The sequence below is a fragment of the Streptomyces qinglanensis genome, assembly GCF_900111245.1.
Classification (GTDB): Bacteria; Actinomycetota; Actinomycetes; order Streptomycetales; family Streptomycetaceae; genus Streptomyces; species Streptomyces qinglanensis.
Genome location: NZ_FOGO01000014.1, coordinates 50,155 through 71,193, shown reverse-complemented (window position 1 = coordinate 71,193; position 21,039 = coordinate 50,155). Strand labels below are relative to the sequence as shown.

General features: G+C 72.2%; 19 protein-coding genes. 11 read left to right on the top strand and 8 right to left on the bottom strand.

Going from position 1 to position 21,039, the window contains the following annotated elements:
• The first annotated feature begins 165 nt into the window (after positions 1-165).
• On the top strand, positions 166-1,095 hold the full coding sequence (locus BMX65_RS25150) for a helix-turn-helix domain-containing protein (protein WP_244905679.1): 930 nt from the start codon (positions 166-168) through the stop codon (positions 1,093-1,095).
• A 115-nt stretch (positions 1,096-1,210) separates the two neighbouring features.
• On the top strand, positions 1,211-1,870 hold the full coding sequence (locus BMX65_RS25145) for a dioxygenase family protein (protein ID WP_075002640.1): 660 nt from the start codon (positions 1,211-1,213) through the stop codon (positions 1,868-1,870).
• A gap of 59 nt (positions 1,871-1,929) precedes the next feature.
• Here BMX65_RS25145 and BMX65_RS25140 read toward each other — a convergent pair whose 3' ends face one another.
• Both BMX65_RS25140 and BMX65_RS25135 read right to left on the bottom strand, forming a co-directional pair.
• Positions 1,930-4,872 carry an FAD-binding and (Fe-S)-binding domain-containing protein gene (locus BMX65_RS25140; protein WP_075002639.1) on the bottom strand — a complete coding sequence of 981 codons (2,943 nt, stop codon included), beginning with the start codon at positions 4,870-4,872 and terminating at the stop codon, positions 1,930-1,932.
• A gap of 288 nt (positions 4,873-5,160) precedes the next feature.
• Positions 5,161-5,523 (bottom strand): MmcQ/YjbR family DNA-binding protein, encoded by a 363-nt coding sequence (locus BMX65_RS25135; protein WP_075002638.1) that lies wholly within the window; start codon positions 5,521-5,523, stop codon positions 5,161-5,163.
• A 138-nt stretch (positions 5,524-5,661) separates the two neighbouring features.
• Between BMX65_RS25135 and serC the strand changes: the two genes are divergently transcribed.
• Positions 5,662-6,780: a phosphoserine transaminase gene (gene serC / locus BMX65_RS25130; RefSeq protein ID WP_075002637.1), complete on the top strand. Its 1,119-nt coding sequence runs from the start codon at positions 5,662-5,664 to the stop codon at positions 6,778-6,780.
• A gap of 106 nt (positions 6,781-6,886) precedes the next feature.
• On the top strand, positions 6,887-7,279 hold the full coding sequence (locus tag BMX65_RS25125) for a PNPOx family protein (protein ID WP_075002636.1): 393 nt from the start codon (positions 6,887-6,889) through the stop codon (positions 7,277-7,279).
• 57 nt (positions 7,280-7,336) lie between these two features.
• Here the strand turns inward: BMX65_RS25125 and BMX65_RS25120 are convergent, their stop codons facing one another.
• Together BMX65_RS25120 and BMX65_RS25115 are read right to left on the bottom strand one after the other, a co-directional pair.
• Positions 7,337-8,167: an ABC transporter permease gene (locus BMX65_RS25120; protein WP_075002635.1), complete on the bottom strand. Its 831-nt coding sequence runs from the start codon at positions 8,165-8,167 to the stop codon at positions 7,337-7,339.
• A complete protein-coding gene (locus tag BMX65_RS25115) occupies positions 8,164-9,168 on the bottom strand; it encodes an ATP-binding cassette domain-containing protein (RefSeq protein WP_075002634.1) in 1,005 nt (334 codons plus the stop codon). The genes BMX65_RS25120 and BMX65_RS25115 overlap by 4 nt, the downstream gene beginning before the upstream one ends.
• A gap of 95 nt (positions 9,169-9,263) precedes the next feature.
• On the opposite strand from BMX65_RS25115, the gene BMX65_RS25110 reads away from it, so the two are divergent.
• Entirely contained in the window at positions 9,264-10,085 is an 822-nt protein-coding gene (locus tag BMX65_RS25110) for a TetR/AcrR family transcriptional regulator (RefSeq protein ID WP_075002633.1), read from the top strand.
• 214 nt (positions 10,086-10,299) lie between these two features.
• Here the strand turns inward: BMX65_RS25110 and BMX65_RS25105 are convergent, their stop codons facing one another.
• Entirely contained in the window at positions 10,300-12,744 is a 2,445-nt protein-coding gene (locus BMX65_RS25105) for an ATP-binding protein (RefSeq protein WP_075002632.1), read from the bottom strand.
• A gap of 248 nt (positions 12,745-12,992) precedes the next feature.
• Here BMX65_RS25105 and BMX65_RS25100 point away from each other — a divergent pair, with 248 nt between their 5' ends.
• The 3 genes from BMX65_RS25100 (at position 12,993) to BMX65_RS25090 (ending at position 14,654) form a co-directional block, all read left to right on the top strand.
• Positions 12,993-13,208: a hypothetical protein gene (locus BMX65_RS25100; protein ID WP_075002631.1), complete on the top strand. Its 216-nt coding sequence runs from the start codon at positions 12,993-12,995 to the stop codon at positions 13,206-13,208.
• A complete protein-coding gene (locus BMX65_RS25095; protein ID WP_075002630.1) occupies positions 13,195-13,734 on the top strand; it encodes a DUF6879 family protein in 540 nt (179 codons plus the stop codon). The genes BMX65_RS25100 and BMX65_RS25095 overlap by 14 nt, the downstream gene beginning before the upstream one ends.
• Positions 13,735-13,985: 251 nt before the next feature.
• Positions 13,986-14,654: a methionyl-tRNA formyltransferase gene (locus tag BMX65_RS25090; RefSeq protein ID WP_244905678.1), complete on the top strand. Its 669-nt coding sequence runs from the start codon at positions 13,986-13,988 to the stop codon at positions 14,652-14,654.
• A gap of 58 nt (positions 14,655-14,712) precedes the next feature.
• Here the strand turns inward: BMX65_RS25090 and BMX65_RS25085 are convergent, their stop codons facing one another.
• Entirely contained in the window at positions 14,713-15,675 is a 963-nt protein-coding gene (locus tag BMX65_RS25085; RefSeq protein WP_079172082.1) for a hypothetical protein, read from the bottom strand.
• A 118-nt stretch (positions 15,676-15,793) separates the two neighbouring features.
• Between BMX65_RS25085 and BMX65_RS25080 the strand changes: the two genes are divergently transcribed.
• The 3 genes from BMX65_RS25080 to BMX65_RS25070 all read left to right on the top strand — a co-directional run bounded on the left by BMX65_RS25080 (position 15,794) and on the right by BMX65_RS25070 (position 18,609).
• A complete protein-coding gene (locus BMX65_RS25080; RefSeq protein WP_075002628.1) occupies positions 15,794-16,468 on the top strand; it encodes a GDSL-type esterase/lipase family protein in 675 nt (224 codons plus the stop codon).
• 412 nt (positions 16,469-16,880) lie between these two features.
• Entirely contained in the window at positions 16,881-17,555 is a 675-nt protein-coding gene (locus BMX65_RS25075; RefSeq protein ID WP_075002627.1) for a TetR-like C-terminal domain-containing protein, read from the top strand.
• A 52-nt stretch (positions 17,556-17,607) separates the two neighbouring features.
• Positions 17,608-18,609 (top strand): aldo/keto reductase, encoded by a 1,002-nt coding sequence (locus tag BMX65_RS25070; RefSeq protein WP_075002626.1) that lies wholly within the window; start codon positions 17,608-17,610, stop codon positions 18,607-18,609.
• Positions 18,610-18,765: 156 nt separating this feature from the next.
• Here BMX65_RS25070 and thpR read toward each other — a convergent pair whose 3' ends face one another.
• Positions 18,766-19,365 (bottom strand): RNA 2',3'-cyclic phosphodiesterase, encoded by a 600-nt coding sequence (gene thpR / locus BMX65_RS25065; RefSeq protein WP_075002625.1) that lies wholly within the window; start codon positions 19,363-19,365, stop codon positions 18,766-18,768.
• 147 nt (positions 19,366-19,512) lie between these two features.
• Positions 19,513-21,018, bottom strand: coding sequence for an MFS transporter (locus tag BMX65_RS25060; protein ID WP_075002624.1), 1,506 nt, complete (start codon positions 21,016-21,018; stop codon positions 19,513-19,515).
• Positions 21,019-21,039: the final 21 nt, after the last annotated feature.

Sequence of the window (21,039 nt, the reverse complement as noted above, 5' to 3'; positions counted from 1 at the left end):
CCGAGACTGACAGCCCGGTCAAAAACAAGCAAGCGTGCTTGCATGACTTTTTCCGGGTGACCGGCCGATCCCCTCGGGTAGCCCTCGGGCGGACAGCGGCGGCAGACGACCGCACAGCCCGGCGCCGCGCCGAGACATCCGGCAGACCGGAAGAGAGGGCGGACCGTGGTGGCCACCGACAGCTCCCGACGCGCGCACCGCACCATGCCGCTGCACCGCCTGGACGTCCCCGCGCCGCGCCGACTCCCCTTCGCCATCGGCACCTTCGACTCGATCGGCCCGCTCTCCCGCGCCGCCTACCCGCACCGGCACACCTTCCACGAGATCGCCTACGTCACCGGCGGCAGCGGCGCCCACGTCATCGACCTGCGGCGGTGGACACTGCGTCCACCGCACCTGTGCTTCATCACGCCCGGCCAGTCGCACCACTGGCAGCAGCACGAGCAGGTGCAGGGCTGCGTGGTCCTGTTCGACGAGGCGTTCCTGCTCGCCCACCCCGGCGACCGCACCCTGTTGCGCCGGCTCGGCGCGCACCCCTCCCTGCCGCTGTCCCCGCCCGCGGCAGCCCGCGTGGCGGAACTGCTGGCCGGGATGCGCACCGAGTACGGCCAGGCACAGCCCGGCATGCGCACCGTCCTCCAGGCGTACCTGCACATCCTGCTCGTCCAGGCCGACCGCCTACCGGCCCAGGAGCACCCCGGAGGCGCACCGGACGGCGAAGCCGCCTGCTCCCGGCCCGCGGCCGTCGCCGGGCAGTTCGTCCGGCTGCTGGAGCGCCCGGAGGCCGCCGCGGCCCGCACGGTCACGGCCTGCGCCGCGGAACTGGGCGTCTCCGTGGGCTACCTGAACACCGCCGTCCGCACGGGCACCGGGCGGACACCCGGAGAGCTCATCCGGCACGCCCACGTACTGGAGGCCAAGCGGCTGCTGGCCGGGACGGCCATGACGGTGCGCCAGGTGGCGCACGAGGTGGGCTTCGCCGACCCCGCCTACTTCTGCCGCTTCTTCCGCCGCGAGACCGGCGCCAGCCCGGGCGAGTTCCGGCGCGAGAACCACGGGACGCCCGGCAGCGACGAAAACACCACGCTCCGGTAGCTCCGTCCATCGACCCCCGCGCACGCCGCCCGTAGCGTCGTCCCCACTCGGCCGAACCCGGCCGGACGCGTCCGTCCCCCGCACTTCCCCCATCCAGGAGAGCGAGGAACCGACCATGTCCCACACGGACGACGACCAGCCCGCACCCGGCCGCCGCCGCGGAGTCAGCCGCAAGAGCGTACTGCGGGCCGCGGTGGCGGCCGGGCCCGCGGCGGTACTCGTGGGCGGCGCCGCAGGCACCCCGGCACTCGCCCGCGACCGGCGCGGGGCCGGGGAGCAGCTCGCCCCGACCCCCTCCTGCGACGACGGCGACGACCCGACGCCCCCGCAGACCGAGGGCCCGTACTTCAAGCCCTACTCCCCCGAGCGGGACTCGCTCGTGCCGCCGGGCACCCCGGGAACGCCGCTGGTCGTCAGCGGCTATGTCTTCGGACGGAACTGCGCCCCGCTGGCGCACGTGCTGCTCGACTGGTGGCAGGCGGACCCGGACGGCGCCTACGACAACACGGGGTACCGGTTCCGGGGCCACCAGTACACCGACGGGCGGGGCGCCTTCCGGCTGACCACCCTGCGGCCCGGCCTGTACCCGGGACGCACCCGGCATCTGCACGTCAAGGTGCAGGCGCCCTACCGGCCGGTGCTCACCACCCAGCTCTACTTCCCCGGTGAGCCGCGCAACGGCACGGACGCGATCTTCGATTCCCGGCTGCTGATGGACGTCCGGGCCGAAGGCCGCGGACTGGCGGGCTCGTTCGACTTCGTGGTGAACGCCTAGCCCGCGGGCTGCGCGGACCGGCGGGTCCGGGGCCGCCACCCCCGGACCCGCCGGGCACGTCACTCCCCGGCGGCCGGCTCCCCGGCGGGGCCGGCGGCCGGATCGGCGGACGAGTCCGAGGACGCGGCCGCCGCGGCGGACGCCGGGCGCGCCGTCAGGCCCTCGGCCAGCACCTCCGCCAGGTGCCGGCTGCGGAAGCCGCCCAGCTGGTCCATCTGGGTGCGGCAGGAATAGCCGTCGGCCAGGATCTCGGTGCCCGGCTCGGCGGCGCGCAGGGCCGGGAGGAGCTGGTCCTCCGCGCAGGCCGCGGACACCTCGTAGTGCCCCTTCTCGAAGCCGAAGTTGCCGGCCAGCCCGCAGCAGCCGCCGCTGAGGTCGCCGACCAGGCCCGCCCGGTCCCGCAGCCGCCGCTCGGCGGCGTCGCCGATGACGGCGTGCTGGTGGCAGTGGGTCTGCCCGGCGACCGGCCGGTCGATCCGGGGCGGTTCCCAGTCGGGTGCCTGCTCCTCCAGGGTCTGCGCGAACGTGCGGACGGCTTCCGCCAGCCGCTTCGCGCGGGGGTCGTCGCCCAGCAGCTCGGGGACGTCCGTCTGCAGCGCCGCCGCGCACGGCGGCTCCAGGACGGCCACCGGCAGGCCCGCGTCCAGGGCCGGTTCCATGACGTCCAGGGTGCGGCGCATCACCGCGCGGGCCCGGTCGAGCTGGCCCGTGGAGACGTAGGTGAGGCCGCAGCACACCTGCTTCGGCGGCACCACCGGGCGCAGCCCGGCGTCCTGGAAGACCTGCACGGCAGCCGAGCCCGCCTCGGGCGAGAGGTAGTTGGTGAAGGTGTCCGGCCACAGCACGACCGGCTTGCCGCCGTCGGCAGCGCGGCCGGGCTGCTTGCGCCACCAGTGGGTGAAGGGCGTGCGGGGCAGTGCCGGGATGTCCCGCTCCGGCGCCAGCCCGCCCAGCCGCTTGGCGAGGGCGGCCAACGGCGGCACCTTGGCGCCCGCGTTCAGCAGCGGCACGGTGCGGGTGGCGGCGGCCAGCCGCAGCCAGCGCGGCAGCCAGCCCATCGAGTAGTGCGCCATCGGCCGGCGCTTGCCCGGGGTGCCGGACGCGGCGTCGCCCTCGTAGTAATGGTGCATGAACTCGGCCTTGTAGGTGGCCATGTCGACGCCCACCGGGCAGTCGCTGCGGCAGCCCTTGCACGAGAGGCACAGGTCGAGCGCGTCGTGCACCTCCTCGGACTGCCAGCCGTCGGTGACGACCTCCCCGGCGAGCATCTCGTGCAGCAGCCGGGCGCGTCCGCGGGTGGAGTGCTTCTCCTCGCCGGTGGCGCGGAAGGACGGGCACATCACGCTCGCCCCGGCCGACTCGTTCCGGCACTTGGCGACGCCCACGCAGCGGCGGACGGCGGCGGAGAAGTCACCGCCGTCGTGCGGATAGCCGAACTCGACGTCGACGGGCTTGCGCGGCAGCGGCGCGAACCGCAGGTTGGCGTCCAGCGGGTCCGGCCGGACGAGCACCCCCGGGTTGAGGCCGTCCGCCGGGTCCCACAGGTCCTTGAACCGGCCGAAGAGCCCGACCATCTCCTCGCCGTACATCCGGGTCAGCAGCTCGGCGCGGGCCAGGCCGTCGCCGTGCTCGCCGGAGAGCGAGCCGCCGTGCGCCACCACGACGTCGGCGAGCGCGGTGGAGAAGTCCCGGAACGTCGCGATGCCCGCCTCGCCCAGCAGGTCGAAGTCGATCCGCACGTGGATGCAGCCGTCCCCGAAGTGCCCGTAGGGCAGCCCGCGCAGCCCGTACTCGCGCAGCAGTTCGCGGAAGTCCCGCAGATACGCGCCGAGCCGGGCCGGAGGGACGGCGCAGTCCTCCCAGCCGGGCCATGCCTCGGCACCGTCCGGCATCCGGGTCGCGGTGCCCGAGGCGTCCTCGCGCACCCGCCACAGGGCTCGCTGCCCGGCCGGTTCGGTGACCAGCGTGTGGTCGGTGGTGCCCTCGCGCGCCGCGCGGCACAGCGCCTCGGCGTTGGCCCTGGCCTGCGCCGCGTCGTCGCCGCCGACCTCCACGAACAGCCAGGCGCCGCCCCTGGGCAGGGAGGCCCGCGCCGCGTCACCCACCAGGTCGTTGGCCATCCCCTCGACGGTCAGCGGACCGTAGGGCAGCAGCCCCGCGGCGGCCTCGGCCGCCGCGGACTCGTCGGCGTAGCCGAGCACCGCCAGCACCCGTGCGCCGGGAGTCGGCACCAGCTTGACGGTGGCCCGGGTGAGCACGCCCAGGGTGCCCTCGCTGCCGGTGAAGGCACGCGCCCAGTCCTCGCCCTTCTCGGGCAGCAACTCGTCGAGCGCGTAGCCGGAGATCCGGCGCGGCAGCTCGGGGAACCCGGTGCGCAGCCGGGCCAGTTCGCCCTGGACCAGGGAGGAGGCTCCGGCGCGCAGCCGCTCGGGAACCCCGGAGCCGCCCCGCGCGAGCCGGGCCCGCTCGCCGCCGTAGGTGAGGACCTCCAGCTCGTGCACGTTGTCGGCGGTGGTGCCCCAGGCGACCGAGTGGGAGCCGCACGAGTTGTTGCCGATCATCCCGCCGAGCGTGCAGCGCGCGTGCGTCGAGGGGTCGGGCCCGAAGGTGAGCCCGTGGGCTCCGGCGGCCCCGCGCAGGTCGTCCAGGATGACGCCGGGGCGCACGACGGCGGTGCGGGCCTCCGGATCGAGGTGCTCGATGGTGCGTTGGTGCCGGGTGAAGTCCAGCACGACGCCGAGTCCGGTCGCCTGCCCGGCGATGGAGGTGCCCGCGCCGCGCGCCACCACGGGTACGCCCTGCTCGCGGCAGACGGCCAGCACGGCCGCCACGTCGTCGTCGTCCTTCGGCGCCACCACGCCCAGCGGCACCCGCCGGTAGTTGGAGGCGTCCATCGTCATGAGTGCTCTGTCCTGGGCGCCGAACTCCACCTCACCGCCGCGCACCGCGGCGCGCAGCGCCCGCTCCAGCTCCTGTGCGTCTGCCCTACGTGCGTCTCCCATGGGCACAGCGTGCACGCTGGAGCCCGCCCCGCGCTGCCCTTGCGGGATCTTTCGTGTCTGTGGTCCGCGTCACGCTGCCGCGTCCCCGCCGAAACGGGTCCCACCTGCGGAAAGACCGGTTTTTGTCAGCCCGCCGATCTGGCCGAGAGGCGGCTGCGAAGCTGTCCACCCCGGCCATTGAAGAGCGGCCGGGGAGCGGTGGGTACCGCGCCGTACGGGACTCGCCCCCCGCACGGCGCGGTGGGCCCCTCCCGGCCCCTCCCCCGTACGGGTCGGGGCTCATCCCTCCTACGGGTCGGGTGCGGTGAATGTCTCCAGCAGCCGGGGCGGCGCGGCCTGCCGCCAGGAGTCGACGACGATGTCCCGCAGCTCCGCCATGTCCTCCAGGGCCGCCAGCCGGGCCCGCACCCAGTTCGAGCCCGCCTCGTGCGGTGGCACCCAGAACTTCTCCGGCTCGGCCGCGATCAGCTCGCCGCGCTCCAGCTTCGGGCAGCGCACCGCGAAGGAGGACTCGTCGTCGGGCATGGTCAGGAACATCTTCCCCGCCACCCGGAAGGTCGGCATGGACCACGCCTCGACCTCCTTGCTCTCGGGCAGCGCGAGCGCGAGGCGGCGCACATCATCGGGACCGGGTCTGTGACCTGCTGTCATACACCCAGCTTATGGGCCGGAGCGCGATCCGCACCGGCCCCGGCGGATCCGCCGCCCGGCCCCCGGCGGGTCCGGCCGCCCGTCTCAGGCGCTGGACGGCTGCCGAGGCGGTCTGGACGGCGGCACTAGGCTGGCCCCGTGGCTGATCTCCAGATTCCCGCTGACCTCAAGCCCGCCGACGGCCGTTTCGGCTCGGGCCCCAGCAAGGTGCGTCCGGAGGCGCTCAGCGCCCTGGCTGCGACCGGTACCTCGCTCATGGGCACCTCACATCGGCAGGCGCCCGTCAAAAACCTGGTCGGACAGGTACGTGACGGCGTACGGAACCTCTTCTCGCTGCCGGACGGGTACGAGGTCGTACTCGGCAACGGCGGCTCCACCGCCTTCTGGGACGTGGCGACCCACGGCCTGATCGAGAACAGGTCCCAGCACCTGTCGTTCGGCGAGTTCTCCTCCAAGTTCGCGAAGGCCGCCAAGCAGGCGCCCTGGCTGGGCGAGCCCAGCGTCATCCAGAGCGACCCGGGCACCCACCCCGAGGCCCGCGGCGAGCAGGGCGTGGACTCCTACGCACTGACCCACAACGAGACCTCCACGGGCGTCGCCATGCCGCTGCGCCGGGTACCGGGCGCCGACGACGGCGCACTGGTGCTGGTGGACGCCACCTCCGGCGCCGGGGGCCTGCCGGTCGACATCACCGAGACGGATGTCTACTACTTCGCGCCGCAGAAGTCCTTCGCGGCCGACGGCGGGCTGTGGATCGCGGTCTTCTCGCCCGCCGCCGTCGCGCGCGCGGAGCGGATCGCGGCCTCGGACCGGCACATCCCGGCCTTCTTCGACCTGCAGACGGCGATCGACAACTCGCGCAAGAACCAGACGTACAACACCCCGGCGCTGGCCACGCTCTTCCTGCTCGGCGAGCAGTTGGACTGGCTCAACGGGCAGGGCGGCCTGGAGTGGGCCGTCTCCCGCACCGCCGACTCCTCGGCGCGGCTCTACAACTGGGCGGAGAAGGCGTCCTACGCGACGCCCTTCGTCACCGACCCGGACCAGCGCTCCCAGGTCGTGGGCACCATCGACTTCGCGGACAGCGTGGACGCCGCCGAGGTGGCCAAGGTGCTGCGGGCCAACGGCATCGTGGACACCGAGCCCTACCGGAAGCTGGGGCGCAACCAGCTACGCGTCGCCATGTTCCCGGCGGTGGAGCCGGCGGACGTGGAAGCGCTGACCGCGTGCGTCGACTGGGTGATCGAGCGCCTCTGACGGCCTCGGAGCACCGGAGCGCCGGACGGGCTACCGCGTAGCCCGTCCGGCGTTCGCGTGCGGCCGCGGCGCATCCCCGCGCCCGCGATCGGGTACGGGATGCCGCATGAGCACTCCCAGCACCGGTTTTCAGCTGTTCGCCCGGGAACGGCGGGTACGGCTGACGACCTACGAGAGGGAAGGCACGCCCTTCGGGCACGGCGCGCAGATCGCCGTCGAGGGGGACCACGCGTATGTGCGCACGCACGCCCGCGCCCGGCAGCGGGAGCACATCGAGCGCTACCCGGAGGTGGAGCTGGCCGCCGCCACCCTCACCGGCACCCCCGCCGGGGCGCCGATGAAGGCCCGGGTGCGGGAGCTGCGGGACAGCGAGGCCCGGCACGCCGCCGCCCAGCTCGCCCGCAGACACCCCCTCACCCAGGGCTTCCTGGTGCCGCTCGGCTACCGGCTGATGTTCGACCGGCCGGTCCACTACGAGCTGCGGCTGGTCGGCGAGTAGCCGCACGGCTCCCGCGCGCAGGTCGGCTGCCGGGGCCCCGCCGTCAGCGTCCGGGCGTCACCTGCCGAGGTGCTGGAACCTGCGGACGGCGAGCGGCAGGAAGACGGCCGTCAGCGCCAGCGGCCACACCACCGCCATCAGCTCCGCGTGCTCCTCGATCCAGCTTCCTCCGCCGGGCAGCGGGTTGCCGTACAGCTCGCGGACGGCGTTCGCGGTGGCCGAGACGGGATTCCACATGGCGAGGGTGCCCAGCCAGTCCGGCATGGCGGAGGGCGGGGTGAAGACGCTGGAGACCATGCCGAAGGGGAAGGCGACGGCGAACAGGTTGCCCGCCGACTCCTGGTTCCTGGCGAGCAGGCCGAGCAGCACGCCGGCCCAGATGAGCGCGAAGCGCAGCAGGAGCAGCAGCACGAACGCCCACACCGTGCTGAGCAGCCCGCCGTCCGAACGCCAGCCGATGGCCAGGGCGATCGCCGCCAGCACGGCCAGGTCGAGCGCCGCGTGCAGGAGGTCGGAGACCCCGCGCCCGGTCACCACGGCGGAGGGCGCCATCGGCATGGAGCGGAACCGGTCGGTGACCCCGCGCTCCTTGTCCACGGCGACGGCGACCGCCGTGTTCATGAAGCCGAACGCCATGGTCATGGCGAACATCCCGGGCATCGCGTAGCTCTTGTAGTCCACCCCCTCGCCGACCTCCATCGCACTGCCGAAGACGTAGACGAACAGCAGCACGGAGACGAGGGGAAAACCGAGCTGCCAGGCGACGATGGACGGCTGCTTCGCCAGGTGGGTCAGGTCGCGGCGGACGATCGTCCAGCAGTCGGCCACCGCCCAGTACAGCCGCTGCCCTGCGTGCTGCCGCTCCGCGGCCGGCGCGACGACACTCATACGGCGGCCTCCGGGTGCTCCGCGCTCTCCCGCTGCTCGCCGCCGGATCTGCCGGTCAGGGCGAGGAAGACCTCGTCCAGCGTGGGGCGGCGCAGGCCGATGTCGGCCACCGTCACACCCTCGTCCTGGAGGCCGCGCGCCACCTCGGTGAGCGCGGGGACCCCGGCCGAGACGGGTGCGTGGACGCGTAGTTCGGCGGCGTCGCTCTCCGGCTCGGCACCTCGCTTCGCGACACGGGCGACGGCGGCGGTCACGACGGGCAGATCACGGGCCTCGGCGGCGACGACCTCGATGCGGTCGCCACCGACAGTCCGCTTGAGTCCGGCCGGGGTGTCCTCGGTGACGTTGCGGCCCCGGTCGATGACGGCGATCCGGTCGGAGAGCTTGTCGGCCTCGTCCAGGTAGTGGGTCGTCAGGACGACGGTGGTGCCCTGCTGGGTCAGTCCGCGCACCGCGTCCCACACCTCGCTGCGCCCGCGCGGGTCGAGCCCGGTGGTCGGCTCGTCCAGGAAGAGCACCTCCGGGGCGAGGATCATGCTGGAGGCCAGGTCGAGGCGGCGCCGCATACCGCCGCTGAAGCCCTGCGGCTGCTTGTCGGCCGCCTCGGTGAGCCCGAACCGGTCGAGGAGTTCGGCTGCCCGGCGCCGGGCGCTGGCGGTGCCGAGGTGGAAGAGGCGGCCGAACATCTCCAGGTTCTGCCGCGCCGTGAGGATCCGGTCCACGGCGGCGTGCTGCCCGGTGAGTCCGATCCTGCCGCGTACGGCGCGCGGGCTGCGGCTCACGTCGTGCCCGGCGACGGCGGCTCGGCCGCCGTCGAGCCGGACGAGGGTGGTCAGTACGCGTACGGCGGTGGTCTTGCCGGCGCCGTTCGGCCCCAGCAGTCCGAAGACGGTGCCGCGCGGCACGGCCAGGTCGAGCCCGTCGAGCGCGCGTGCGTCGCCATAGGTCCTGCGCAGCCCCTCGGCCACGACGGAGTACTGGTCCAGCGGTGGTGCGGACATGCATCCCCTCCTCGAATTGGGTACACCGTACTCAGATAAAACAGCGTACAGCCTACGCAGATACCGGCAAGAGAATTCCCTACGATGGCCCGACCATGACGAGCAACCACCCGGGCACGGACCCCGCAGACCACGGCCGCGACGGACTCACCCGGCTCGTCCGCAGCCTGGACCTGCTGTGGGGCCGGACGGGACAGGACCGCCCCGCGCGCGGCCCCAAACCCGGGCTGACGCTCGCGCAGATCGTCAGCACCGCCGTGGACATCGCCGACCGCGAGGGCCTGACCGCCCTCTCCATGCGCCGCGTCGCCACCGGACTCGGCGTCGGCACCATGTCCCTGTACCGCTACGTGCCGGGCAAGGACGAACTGGTGGCCCTGATGTACGACCACGTGCAGGCCGTACCGGACGAACGGGAGCAGCGCCCCGGCGAGGACTGGCGGGCCACGCTCGAACTGATCGCCGAACGCTCCTGGGAGCTGTACACCACCCACACCTGGCTGCTCCAGATCAACCAGGCCCGCCCGGTCCTGGGCCCCCGCTCCACGGCCGGGCTCGACTTCGCCCTGGCGGCACTGGAGGACCTCCCGCTCGGCGGCCAGGAGAAGATGAACGTCCTGGTCGCCCTGGAGAACCTCGTCATGGGCGCCGCCCGCTCCCACGTGCTGTACCAGCAGGCGGCCCTGCAGTCCGGCGTCACGGACGAGGAGTTCTGGCGCACCCAGGAGCCCTACATCGTGCGCGGCATGGAAGAGGGCGGCCTCTCCCGGCTGGCCGCCCTCCCCGACGACGCCTTCACCGCCGATCCGGCCGACAGCACCCGCTTCGCCGTCCGCGCCCTCCTGGACGGCTTCCAGCACCTGCTGGACCAGCGCAGAGCAGCCCTCCGGGGGTGCCCCGTCGAGGACGAGTCCTGACACCTCGGCTCTGCCGGTACGACGCACGTGCAGCTACCCCGGCCACGGGGAGCGTGGCTGCATGGAGATGCCGGACGACTGCCCCGGCGGCGTCCCCGTCCGGGGCTCCCCACGGACCGGCCGTCGTCTCCGGCACAACTGCCCGGGCCGTCTTCGTCGCCGCCACCGAACACCGGCAGTGCGGTTCGCGCTGACGACGAGCCCACGCGTCGGCTCACGTCTCCATCCGGGCCGCCCGCAGCTCCGCCCGTTTCGCTTCCGCCGCCCTGTCAGGAAAGCCTGCAAGCAGGCGAAGAGCCTCGCCGCGATGTTCCTGCGCTTCGTGGGACATCCCCTGCTTGGTCAACGCGTCGGCAAGGCGGGCCAGGGAGAGCGCCGACGACCAGTTGTCGCCCCTGGCGCGGAACGCCGTGGCGGCCCGGCGATGGAACGCCGCAGCGTCGTCGGCGCGCCCGAGCAGGAGATACGCCTCCCCGGTCGCGTCCCACGCGGCGGCCTGCAGATCGGTACGGCCGACTCGTCGGAACAGTAGAGATGCCTGATGCAGATGCCCGAGAGCTTCGGCGCCGTTCTCCCGGGCCGAGCAGACACGTCCCAACTCCAGGAGAGCGAGGGCTTCGAAGAGCTTTCCGTCGGCCTCGCCCGCGACGGCCAACGCCTGCTCAGCCATGTGGTTCGCCCGCGAGAAGCGTCCGGCCCGCCGATGAACCGTCGACAGCAGGGTGAGCGCCTCGGCCCGCTCCAGCGGCTCTTCCGCGTCGGCCAGCAGCGTCGCCGCCCGACTCAGCCGGCGCTCCGCCTGGTCGAGATCGTCCTGCTCCAGGAGCGCCCATCCGAGGTTGCGGGTGAATGCCCCTGCGTAGACCGGGTCACCGAGTGCGTGCGCCTGCTCCAGCGCCTGCTCGAAGCAGGCCGCGGCGTCATCGACGCGATGCGCGAGCATATATGCCACACCCATCCCGTTGGCGGCCCGCGCGCATCCGAAGGGGCTGTCGAGGTCCCGGAAGGCACTCTGGGCAGCGTCGAAGCACTCCTCGGCCTCGGGCAGCCGGAACAGGTGCCGGTAGGCGATGCCCAGATTGTCGAGAGTGATTGCTTCCCCGTATCGGTCGCCGGCTCTGCGGGCGGACTCGAGGGCCACTCGCTGGGCGGGCAGCCAAGCGTCGGCCGGTTCCCGGTCTGCGACGACCATCGTCAGGGCAGCCGGGATCTGCCAGGCGATCCGGTCCATCCCGGCAGAGCTCGCGATGCGGACTGCTGTGGTGAGGTTGTCGCGCTCGGCTTCGTACCAGGCCATCGCCGGCTTCCCGTCGTCGAAGGACATCGGGCAGACTCGGTCGTCCACCGGTTCGAGGGGCAGCGGCATGGTGTACGCGCACGAGCCCGCTCGGGCGGCGGCAGCAGCGGAGTGCAGATACCAGCCCAGGACACGCTCCAGCGCGGCACGCCGATCGTCGGCCGATTCCTCACGCTGGGCCTGGTCGATGGCGTACGCGCGCAGCAGGTCGTGGAACTGGTAGCGGTCATGCCCGCACTCTTCCAACAGGTGGACGCCGGCCAGGTTGTCGAGGTGGCGCCGGGCGCGGACCGGGTTCAGGCCCGAGAGAGCGGCAGCGGCCTCCACCCGGAAGTCGGGCCCCGGATGCAGGCCCAGCAACCGGAACATGCGGGCAACGTGCGGGGGGAGGGCTCGGTAGGACCAGGCGAAGACTGTCCGTACTGCGTCCGCTTCCTCGGCGCCCTCCTCGCTCGTCGCCGACAGCGCGTCCCACAGTCCCGACTCGTCGCGCAGGTCCGTGATCAGGTCACGCAGCGGCATTCTCGGTCGGGCTGCGGCACGTTCGGCCACGATCCGAAGGGCGAGCGGCAACCGCGCGCACAGGCGGGCCAGTTCGGCCAGTTCCGCGTCGGCGTCATCGGTGCGGTACGCGGCGATGGTGCTGCGCAACAGTCGGACGGATTCGGCTTCCGACAGCGTCTCCACACTCACACGATATGCACCTTCCCGTGCCACCAAACCCGACATTCGTGTACGACTCGTGATGGCCACCAGGCACCCCGGAGACCCCGGTAGCAGCGGACGGATCACGCCGACGGTAGCGGCGTTGTCCAGAACGACGAGCACGCGCCGGCCGGCCATCACCGATCGGAACAGTTCCGCGCGCGGTTCCTCACCGGCCGGGATACGCCCCACCGGCACATCCAGCGCACGCAGGAACCGACCGAGAACGTCCGTGACGGTCATCGGCGGTCCCGGATCGTATCCGTGCAGGTTGACGTACAACTGCCCGTCGGGGAAATGCTCCTTGGCACGTTGTGCCCAGCGTACGGCGAGCGACGTCTTGCCCACACCGGCCGTACCGACGACAACGGCGATGCGCAACACGTCGGAATCGGAATCCTGATGACTGCCCGTACGGGCGTCCAGCAGTCCGTCCAGGGCGCTCAACTCGTCGGACCGGTTGACGAAGCCGCGCACGTCCCCGGGCAGTTGCGCGGGGCGGGGTGCGGGGGCGAGCGCCGCCGTGTGGACGTGCACGTCGCCGCTGACCTGGCCGGCTTGGACGACATTACGTGCGGAGCCCGAGAGATCGTTGCGGGGGCCCACGTGAGCCGCGGCCTCCGGCTCCGGTCCCTGCCCGCCCGCTCTCTCCGTCACATCCCCTCCTCGCCGAACACCTTGCTCGGACTACCCCCCAACCGACACACCGAATCGGTCATCCGTCAGGGGGAACCATTGAATGGCTTGTTTCTGTCCCCCCGTACCTGCGAGATGCACACTTGAGGGCCCGTCACGGGTACAGATCAGTAGAGTTGATCAGGGATATACCAGGCAGTTCTTTTCGAACGCGCTGTTCGCTGCCGCACTCTGGAGTGGTTCAGAATACCGAGAGGTGAGGGACGATCATGAGGATTACGTTCGTCGGCGGCTCCACCGGACAAGGGGGTTCACCGCGGTTGTACCGGGACGAGGACAGCGGGGACTTCATCGTACAAGGCTACGTGGTCAGCGACCCCGCCGATCTGGCACAGATGAAGATCCCCAGCGGTGAAACAGTCGTCCGGGTACCTGCCTCGATTTTCTCCTACCTGTCAAAGGAGGAGTCGAATGGAATCTCTTGATGCGGAGGGCTGGGCCCGGCTCTTCAATGATTGCCGGGTATCGGCGTGCCATCTGGAAATGCGTGATCACTATGCGGTGGCCGAGGAGCTGGCCGATGTCGAGAAGTGGCGGGCCGGGAAATGGGGGCCTGAACAGGACGCCGCGAGCAAGGCCGACTGGCTGGACCTGATGCGGGCCACCGCAACGCGCGGGGTACGGATTCGCCGCACCCGCATCATTTCCGAACCGGCATCCGAGTACATTCAGTTCGAGCACGAGGGAACGCCGCAGAACATCGCGGCGGGGGAAGAGGTCCACTGGCTGCCTCGTGCACGCGCCTCCGGCCTGGCGTTGCCGGGCAACGACTGCTGGATCTTCGACAGCGCGACTGTACTGTTCAATCATTTCACCGGGGACGGCGGCTGGCGCGGCAACGAACTGAGTACCGACCCACACGTGGTGGAGCTGTGCACGAAGGCTTTTGAATCGGCCTGGAAACTGGGCACCCCGCACGACGAGTACATCTTGCCCAGATCAGCAAGCTGAGTACCGCCGCTCCGCTCGACCAGGAGAACAGTCAGATGTCAGCCCCTCTGCGCATCGGTGTGATCTCTTCCGGCCCTGCCGAGTTCTCCACCGTCCATGCGGCCTGCACGGACGCCGGTCACCTTCCGGTCGCCTATTTCTACGGCCGCTCCCTTCGCTCAGGTGGCCGAAACCTCCCTGACGCCGGCGAGGCAACGGCATCGATTCTCGATGCCGTTCCGCCCGGGATGGACCTGCTGCTCCCGGGGAGCATGGACGGTCTCGCTCTCGCACTGAAGAGCCACCGGCCCGATCTGCTGATCGTCTTCGGCTTCGCCTGGAAGCTTCCCCCTCCCGTGCTGGCCGTTCCGCGGCTGGGCGTGCTCAACATCCACGTGTCCATGCTGCCGAAGTACCGCGGCCCGGCGCCGCTGCTCTGGGCGATCCGCAACGGCGACCCGAGCAGCGGTGTCACCGTTCACCGGATGGACAGCGAATTCGACACGGGAAACATTCTTGCCCAGCAGGACGGAATCGGCCTCGCCGACGACATCAGTTGGGCAACGTACTGTGCGGAGGCAATGCCCGTCGTTCGTGATCTGCTCCGCAGATCACTGGACCGGGCAGCAGCCGGTCACACGGGCGAGCCGCAGGATCACTCCAAAGCCAGCTATGCGGGATTCATGGAAGCCGCGTTCTCCGTCATCCGCTGGTCCGACAGCGCCGACACGATCCACAACCAGGTCAGGACGCACCGCTTCATGCGGTCACCCGACCGACCGGTCGCCAAGGTCGGCGACACCTGGTTGCACATCATCCGCACCAGTCTCGAACCAGCCGACGGGTTCTCGGTCGCGTGCGGTGACGACGGGAGGCCGCTGTGGATCACGGAGTCCGCAGCAGGGCAGCCGCCGGGAGAGCCACCGGGGGCCGACGCATGACGCCGCCGTGAGCACGGCGCCGTGAGCACGGCGCCGAGTGGGCATGCGCCGGAGGCGGTCAGTCGCGGCGGCGGGTGAAGAGGCGGCGCAGGCCGAACCAGACGAGCAGGGCCGCGACGAAGGTTCCGGCGCCCAGCGCCAGATTCCGGTCGTCGTCCGCCGAGGAGTCCCCGCCGCTGCCCTTGCCGTCGGACGCGGAGTCCGCGGAGTCCTCCTCGCGCGCGGCGGGCGGCACCGCCTCGCCCTCCAGACGGGCCGGCTGGACACCGCTGTTCGTGCCCTCGGAGCCGTACATCAACGTCCGCCCGTCGTTCGCGAAGGTCACCGACTCGCCCTGGCGCTGCAGCGGCACGGGCACCGAACCGATCTTCTCCGGCTTGCCGTTCCGCCAGATGTAGCCGTAGGCACTGAAGTAGCCGCGCAGCACCAGCCGGGTGCCGTCCGGGGAGAAGGCGCCGTCCGTCGCCTCGAAGTCGATCTTCGCCACCCGCGAGAAGGTGTTCACGCCGTTCGGGTCCAGTTTCCCGGGGCCCGCGTAGACGCCGCCCTCGCCCTTCGCGCTCTTGCTCGCGATGTAGACGCGCCCCGTCTTGGGATGCACCATCAGCGACTCCGCGTTCCGCGGGCCGCCGTCGTAGCGGACGGTGTAGCGGGTGGGGGTCACCGTCACCTCCCCGCGCAGTTCCTTCGGTTCGGGGAAGCGGTAGATCCACACCTCGGGCCAGGTGCCGTCCAGGTTGTCGCCGATGTCGCCGACGTAGAGGTCGCCGTCCGGGCCGAGGGAGATCGCCTCGACGTCCCTGGGGTCGATGCCCTGGAGCGTCACGCGGCAGACGGTCTTGCCGGTGGAGCTGTCGACCGCGTACACGTACGGACCGTCGTCGGAGTCGTTGTGCGTCCAGTAGACGCCCTTGTGGGCGCGGCTGGCCGCGAGGCCACTGGACTCGGTGATGCGGGAGTCGCGGATGGTGAAACCCTCCGGGCCGTCCGCGGCGGCGGCGACGCCCGGGGACGCCGTCATCGCGCCCAACACCACGGCGACCGCCGCCCCGACCCGGACCCCACGCATACGCACAGACATGGCACCCAGTGTCCAGCATCACGGTGCAGGGCGAGTCGGCATCCCGGAGGATATGCGGATGCGCGTTCTCTTCGTCGGCGACTCCATGACGATCGGCGCGCCCGGCGCCCACACCTGGCGCTACCGGATGTGGCAGCACCTCACCCGCACCGTGCCTGACGGCGGCTGGTCGATCGTCGGCCCCCGCACGGCGCTGCACGGCGGCGGCGACGGCTACGCAGATCCGCGCTTCCCACCGCACGCGCGGGCCCATCTCGCGGACTGGGGTGCGGGATGGCTGCACATGGCGCCCGCCGTGGAGGAGGCGGTCGCGGCCCACGGCGCGGACACGCTGCTGGTCTCGCTCGGGCTGATAGACCTCGGGTTCTACACGGATCCGGAGCAGACGCTGGAGAACGTCGAACTGTTCCTGACCCGGGCGCGGGCCGCCGACCCCGCGCTGCGCGCGGTGCTGCTGCCGGTCCTGCCCAACATCCGCGCGGTGACCGACGCCGGATTCGCCGCCTCCTGCGCGCACTTCAACACGCTGCTGGCCAAGGTGGTGGCGGAGCGGTCGGAGCCGCGGTCGCCGCTGCTGCTGGCCTCGGCCCCGGAGGACTGGTCCCCGCGGCGGGACACCTACGACGGCACCCACCCCTCGGCCGAGGGCGAGCACCGGATGGCCGCCGCCTTCGCCGAGGCGCTGCACCAGGCGTGGGGCGTGGGTGGCCCGTACCGCGCCGGAACGCCGTAAGGACAGGCCGGCCGGAGCGGACGCACCGGGTGGGACCGGGCCGCCGGGGAACCGGGCCGCCGGGTGGGACCGGGCCGCCGGGTGCGGGCGCCGCGCGCCAGGGTGCGGCGACGCCGGCGCATTACGTAACGGTCCACCAAGATCCGTCAAGTACGGTCAAGTACCGTCAAGTGCGGCCATATCCAGCCAGGTGCCGTAACTTTCGCGTCGGAACCTCCCCTGGACCGACGCGCAGGGCGCCATCAGGGGGACCGCTGGGCCAGACTGGCCCCTTGTGTGCCGCGAACACCCCGAGTGCGATGGTTTGGACCACACACGGAGCGCTCGCGGCATCCCCCGACTAATGCACGCGAGCGCGCACTAAGTGTGTGGAACAGTAATCGGAATCCCAGCCTCGACGCAACGCGGACCCATGAATCCCCCAGAACCGCAGGAATCCGACCGGCCGCAGGAGCATCCGCGGCCGCACGGCGCCACCCGCCCCGGCGGGCGCACAGCGCGCACCCGGGCGGCCGTCCTCGCGGCGGCCTGGGACGAGCTGGGCACCCAGGACATCGCCTCGCTCACCATCGAGCGGATCGCCCAGCGCTCAGGAGTGCACGCCGCCACGATCCGGCGCCGCTGGCGGACGGTCGAGGGCGTCATCAGCGACCTGCTGAGCCGCAGCGGCGGGACAATCCCGGTGCCCGACACCGGCAGCCTGCACCAGGACCTGCACGCCCTGGCCCGGTCCCTGGCCGACTTCTACACGCAGCCGCGCAACCAGCGGCTGGCCGAGGCCATCGTGACGGCCGCGGTTCGCGAGCCGGGCGCCGCCGAGGTGCTGCAGACCGTCTTCGCGGACCGCGTCCGGCACGTCGCCTCCCTGGTGGACCGCGCGGCCGAGCGCGGCGAGGTCGCACCCGACACGGACAGCTTCGAGGTCATCGCCGCCCTCGGCGCGCCGTTCTACTACCGGCTGCTGATGCTCCGCCGCCCCGTCGACGCGAACCTGGCCCGCACCAGCGCCGAGACCGCCTACCTCGCGGCGGTCGAGGGCGTCTTCCGTACCGGCGACAGGGCCGAGGAAGAGGCCGAACGCGGGTAACCGGCCGTGTACGCCTTGCTTCGAGTGCGCTCCAGGTGCCTAGCGTGTCGGCATGGAGTACACGCAGCTCGGACGCACCGGTCTGAAGGTCAGCAGGCTCGTTCTCGGCACCATGAACTTCGGGCCGCAGACGAACGAGCCCGACAGCCACACGATCATGGACGCCGCCCTGGCGGCGGGCGTCAACTTCTTCGACACCGCGAACGTCTACGGCTGGGGCGAGAACAAGGGCCGCACCGAGGAGATCGTCGGGAGCTGGTTCGCCAAGGGCGGCGGCCGCCGCGACAAGACCGTGCTGGCCACCAAGGGCTACGCCAACATGGCGCCCGACGGCGAGGCGCCCTGGCCCAACCACGACAAGCTCTCCGCACTGAACATCCGCCGCTCGGTGGAGGCCAGCCTGCGCCGCCTGGGCACCGACCACATCGACCTGTACCAGTTCCACCACGTCGACCGGGCGACGCCGTGGGACGAGATCTGGCAGGCCATGGACGTCCTGGTACAGCAGGGCAAGGTGCTCTACGTGGGCTCCAGCAACCACGCGGGCTGGCACCTCGCCCGGGCCAACGAGACCGCGGCCCGGCGCGGCTCCCTCGGGCTGGTCAGCGAGCAGTGCCTCTACAACCTGGCCGAGCGGCGTGCCGAGATGGAGGTCGTCCCGGCGGCGGAGTCCTACGGGCTCGGCGTCATCCCCTGGTCCCCGCTGCACGGCGGACTGCTGGGCGGCGCGCTGCGCAAGGAACGCGAGGGCGGCGGCAGCGGTCGTACCGCCTCCGGGCGCGCGGCCACCACCCTGGCCGACCCGGCGGTCCGCGCGCAGTTGGAGGCGTACGAGAACCTCGTCGCCGAGCACGGCCTGGAACCCGGCGAGGTCGCGCTCGCCTGGCTGCTGTCCCGGCCGGGCGTCACCGGCCCCATCGTCGGGCCCCGCACGGCCGGGCAGCTCGACTCCGCACTCCGCGCCGTCGAGCTGCGGCTGGGCGACGAGCTGCTCGGGGCGCTGGACGAGATCTTCCCCGGGCCGGGCCCCTCCCCGGAAGCCTTCGCCTGGTAGCCGTACCCGCCAGGGGTCAGCGACCGCCCAGGGCCGAGGCCAGGACGACGACGAGGAAGAGCACCACCAGCACACCCGTCACGATGCGCATTCTGGTCTTAGCGTTCACGGCGACAACGGTAACCGGGGCCGGTGGCGGAGCGGGAAGCGGCTCCGTCACCGCCCCGGACCGCCGCCCAGCGGCCACCGGGCCAGCGGCTCGTAGTGCGGCTGCTCACCGGGGACCCCGCTCGTCGGGGGCACGCTGCGGATCAGCAGCAGCTCCCCGGCCCGCCAGCCGGAGCCGCGGAACGGCTCCAGCCCGGCCACGTAGGGGCGCAGGTCGACGCCCGGTCCGCGGCCCCTGGCGCGGGCCAGGGTGAGGTGCGGGCGGAAGGACGGCGGCGCGTCGGCGGGCAGCAGGCCCGCGCGGCGGCCCGCTGCGGTGGTGGCCGCCGCCAGTTTCCGGAGCGCGTCGCGGTCCGGCGCCTCCTGCTGGAGCCCGGTCCACAGGGTGTGGTCGCCGAAGCGGCCGCCGCCGGCCAGCCGCATCGGGACGGGGCCGCTCGCCCGGTGGGCCGCCCGGCCCAGCCGGGCGGTGAGGTCGGCCCGCGCCCGGTCGTCCGCCTCGCCGTAGAAGCTCAGCGTGACGTGCCGGTTCGCGGGCCGTGTCCAGCGCAGCCCTGCCGCGTCGGGGAGCTCCTGGAGGGCGGCCACCTCCCGGTCCAGTTCCTCCACCGCCGTCGGCGGGGGCCACAGTGCAGCGAACAGTCTCATGGGCGCGCAGCCTGCCACGGCCGCGCCCGGGCGGGGAGTGTCCGGGTGCGGCCCGTGCCGCCCGTGCCGGTGCCGGTGCCGGTGCCCGCGTACCGGTACGTACGGGTCGAAGCCGTCCCCGGCGCCGCCCCGGTCACGCCGGCTCGGTCACGCCGGCTCGGTGACCGCTTCGCGGGTCTCGCTGGGCTCGCGGGTCTCGCTGGTCTCGCGGGGGACGAAGCGGACGTAGCGGCTGCCCTTGCGGAGGCTCACTGCCGGGCGCAGCCCGGCGAGGCGACCCAGCACGAGGGCGACCGCCACCGCGGCCGCGGCCGAGACGAGGCCGCCCGCGAGGAAGCCGGTGCGGGCGCCCCAGGTGTCGGTGATCCAGCCCATGATCGGGCCGCCGATGGGGGTACCGCCCACGAACACCATCATGAACAAGCTCATCACCCGGCCGCGCATCGCCGGGTCGGAGGCGAGCTGGACGCTGGAGTTCGCGGTGACGTTGAAGGTCAGCCCGGCGAGCCCGATCGGCGCCATGAGCGCGGCGAACAGCCAGTACGAGGGCGACAGCGCGGCGGCGAGTTCCAGCACGCCGAAGGCCAGCGCGGCACCGGCCATCAGCCGCATCCGCGACTGCCCGCGGCGGGCGGCCAGCAGCGCACCGGCCACCGAGCCGACCGCCATCAGGAAGTTGAGGGTGCCGTAGGTGCCGGCCCCCGCGTCGAACACATCGCTGGTGAAGGCGGTCAGCCAGATGGGGAAGTTGAATCCGAAGGTCCCGATGAAGCCGACCAGCACGATCGGCCACAGCAGTTCCGGGTGCCGGCCCACGTAGCGCAGGCCCTCGCGCAACTGGCCCTTGCCGCGCTGCACCCGCTTGCCGGTGTGGAGTTCGGCGCCGCGCATCAGCAGCAGCCCGAGCAGCGGGGCGCCGAAGGACAGGCCGTTGATCAGGAACGCCCAGCCGCCGCCGACCGCGGAGATCAGCACTCCCGCGACGGCCGGGCCGACGAGCCGGGCGCTCTGGAAGTTCGCGGAGTTGAGCGAGACGGCGTTGCGTATCTGGGTGGGGCCGACCATCTCCGAGACGAAGGTCTGCCGGGTGGGGTTGTCCACGACGGTGACCAGCCCGAGCGCGAAGGCGAGCACGTAGACGTGCATGACCTGCACGTTTCCGCTGAGTGTGAGCGCCGCCAGCACCAGGCCGATGACGCCCATCGTGGACTGGGTGACGAACAGCAGCCTGCGCTTGGAGCAGCGGTCGGCGATGACGCCGCCGTAGAGCCCGAACAGCAGCATGGGCAGGAACTGCAGTGCCGTGGTGATGCCGACGGCGGTGGAGGAGCCGGTGAGGCTGTGCACCAGCCAGTCCTGGGCGATGCGCTGCATCCAGGTGCCGGTGTTGGAGACGACCTGGCCCATCGCGAAGAGGCGGTAGTTGCGGATCCGCAGCGAGCTGAACATCGAGGGCTTCACGGGGGCGCCGGGCGCGGGCACGCCGGGTGCCGCGGTGGAGGCCGGAACGCCGGGCGAGGGCGCGGATGCGGCGGGCGCGGGGTCCGGGCCGCGGACGGGGTCCGGGCCGCGGGCGTCGCGGGGCTGCTGCGGGGTGGTGTGGTCGGCTGCGGATGGTGCGGGTGCGGAGTCTGCTCCGTGGCCCGTACTCAAAGCGGCGTCGCCTCCTGTTCT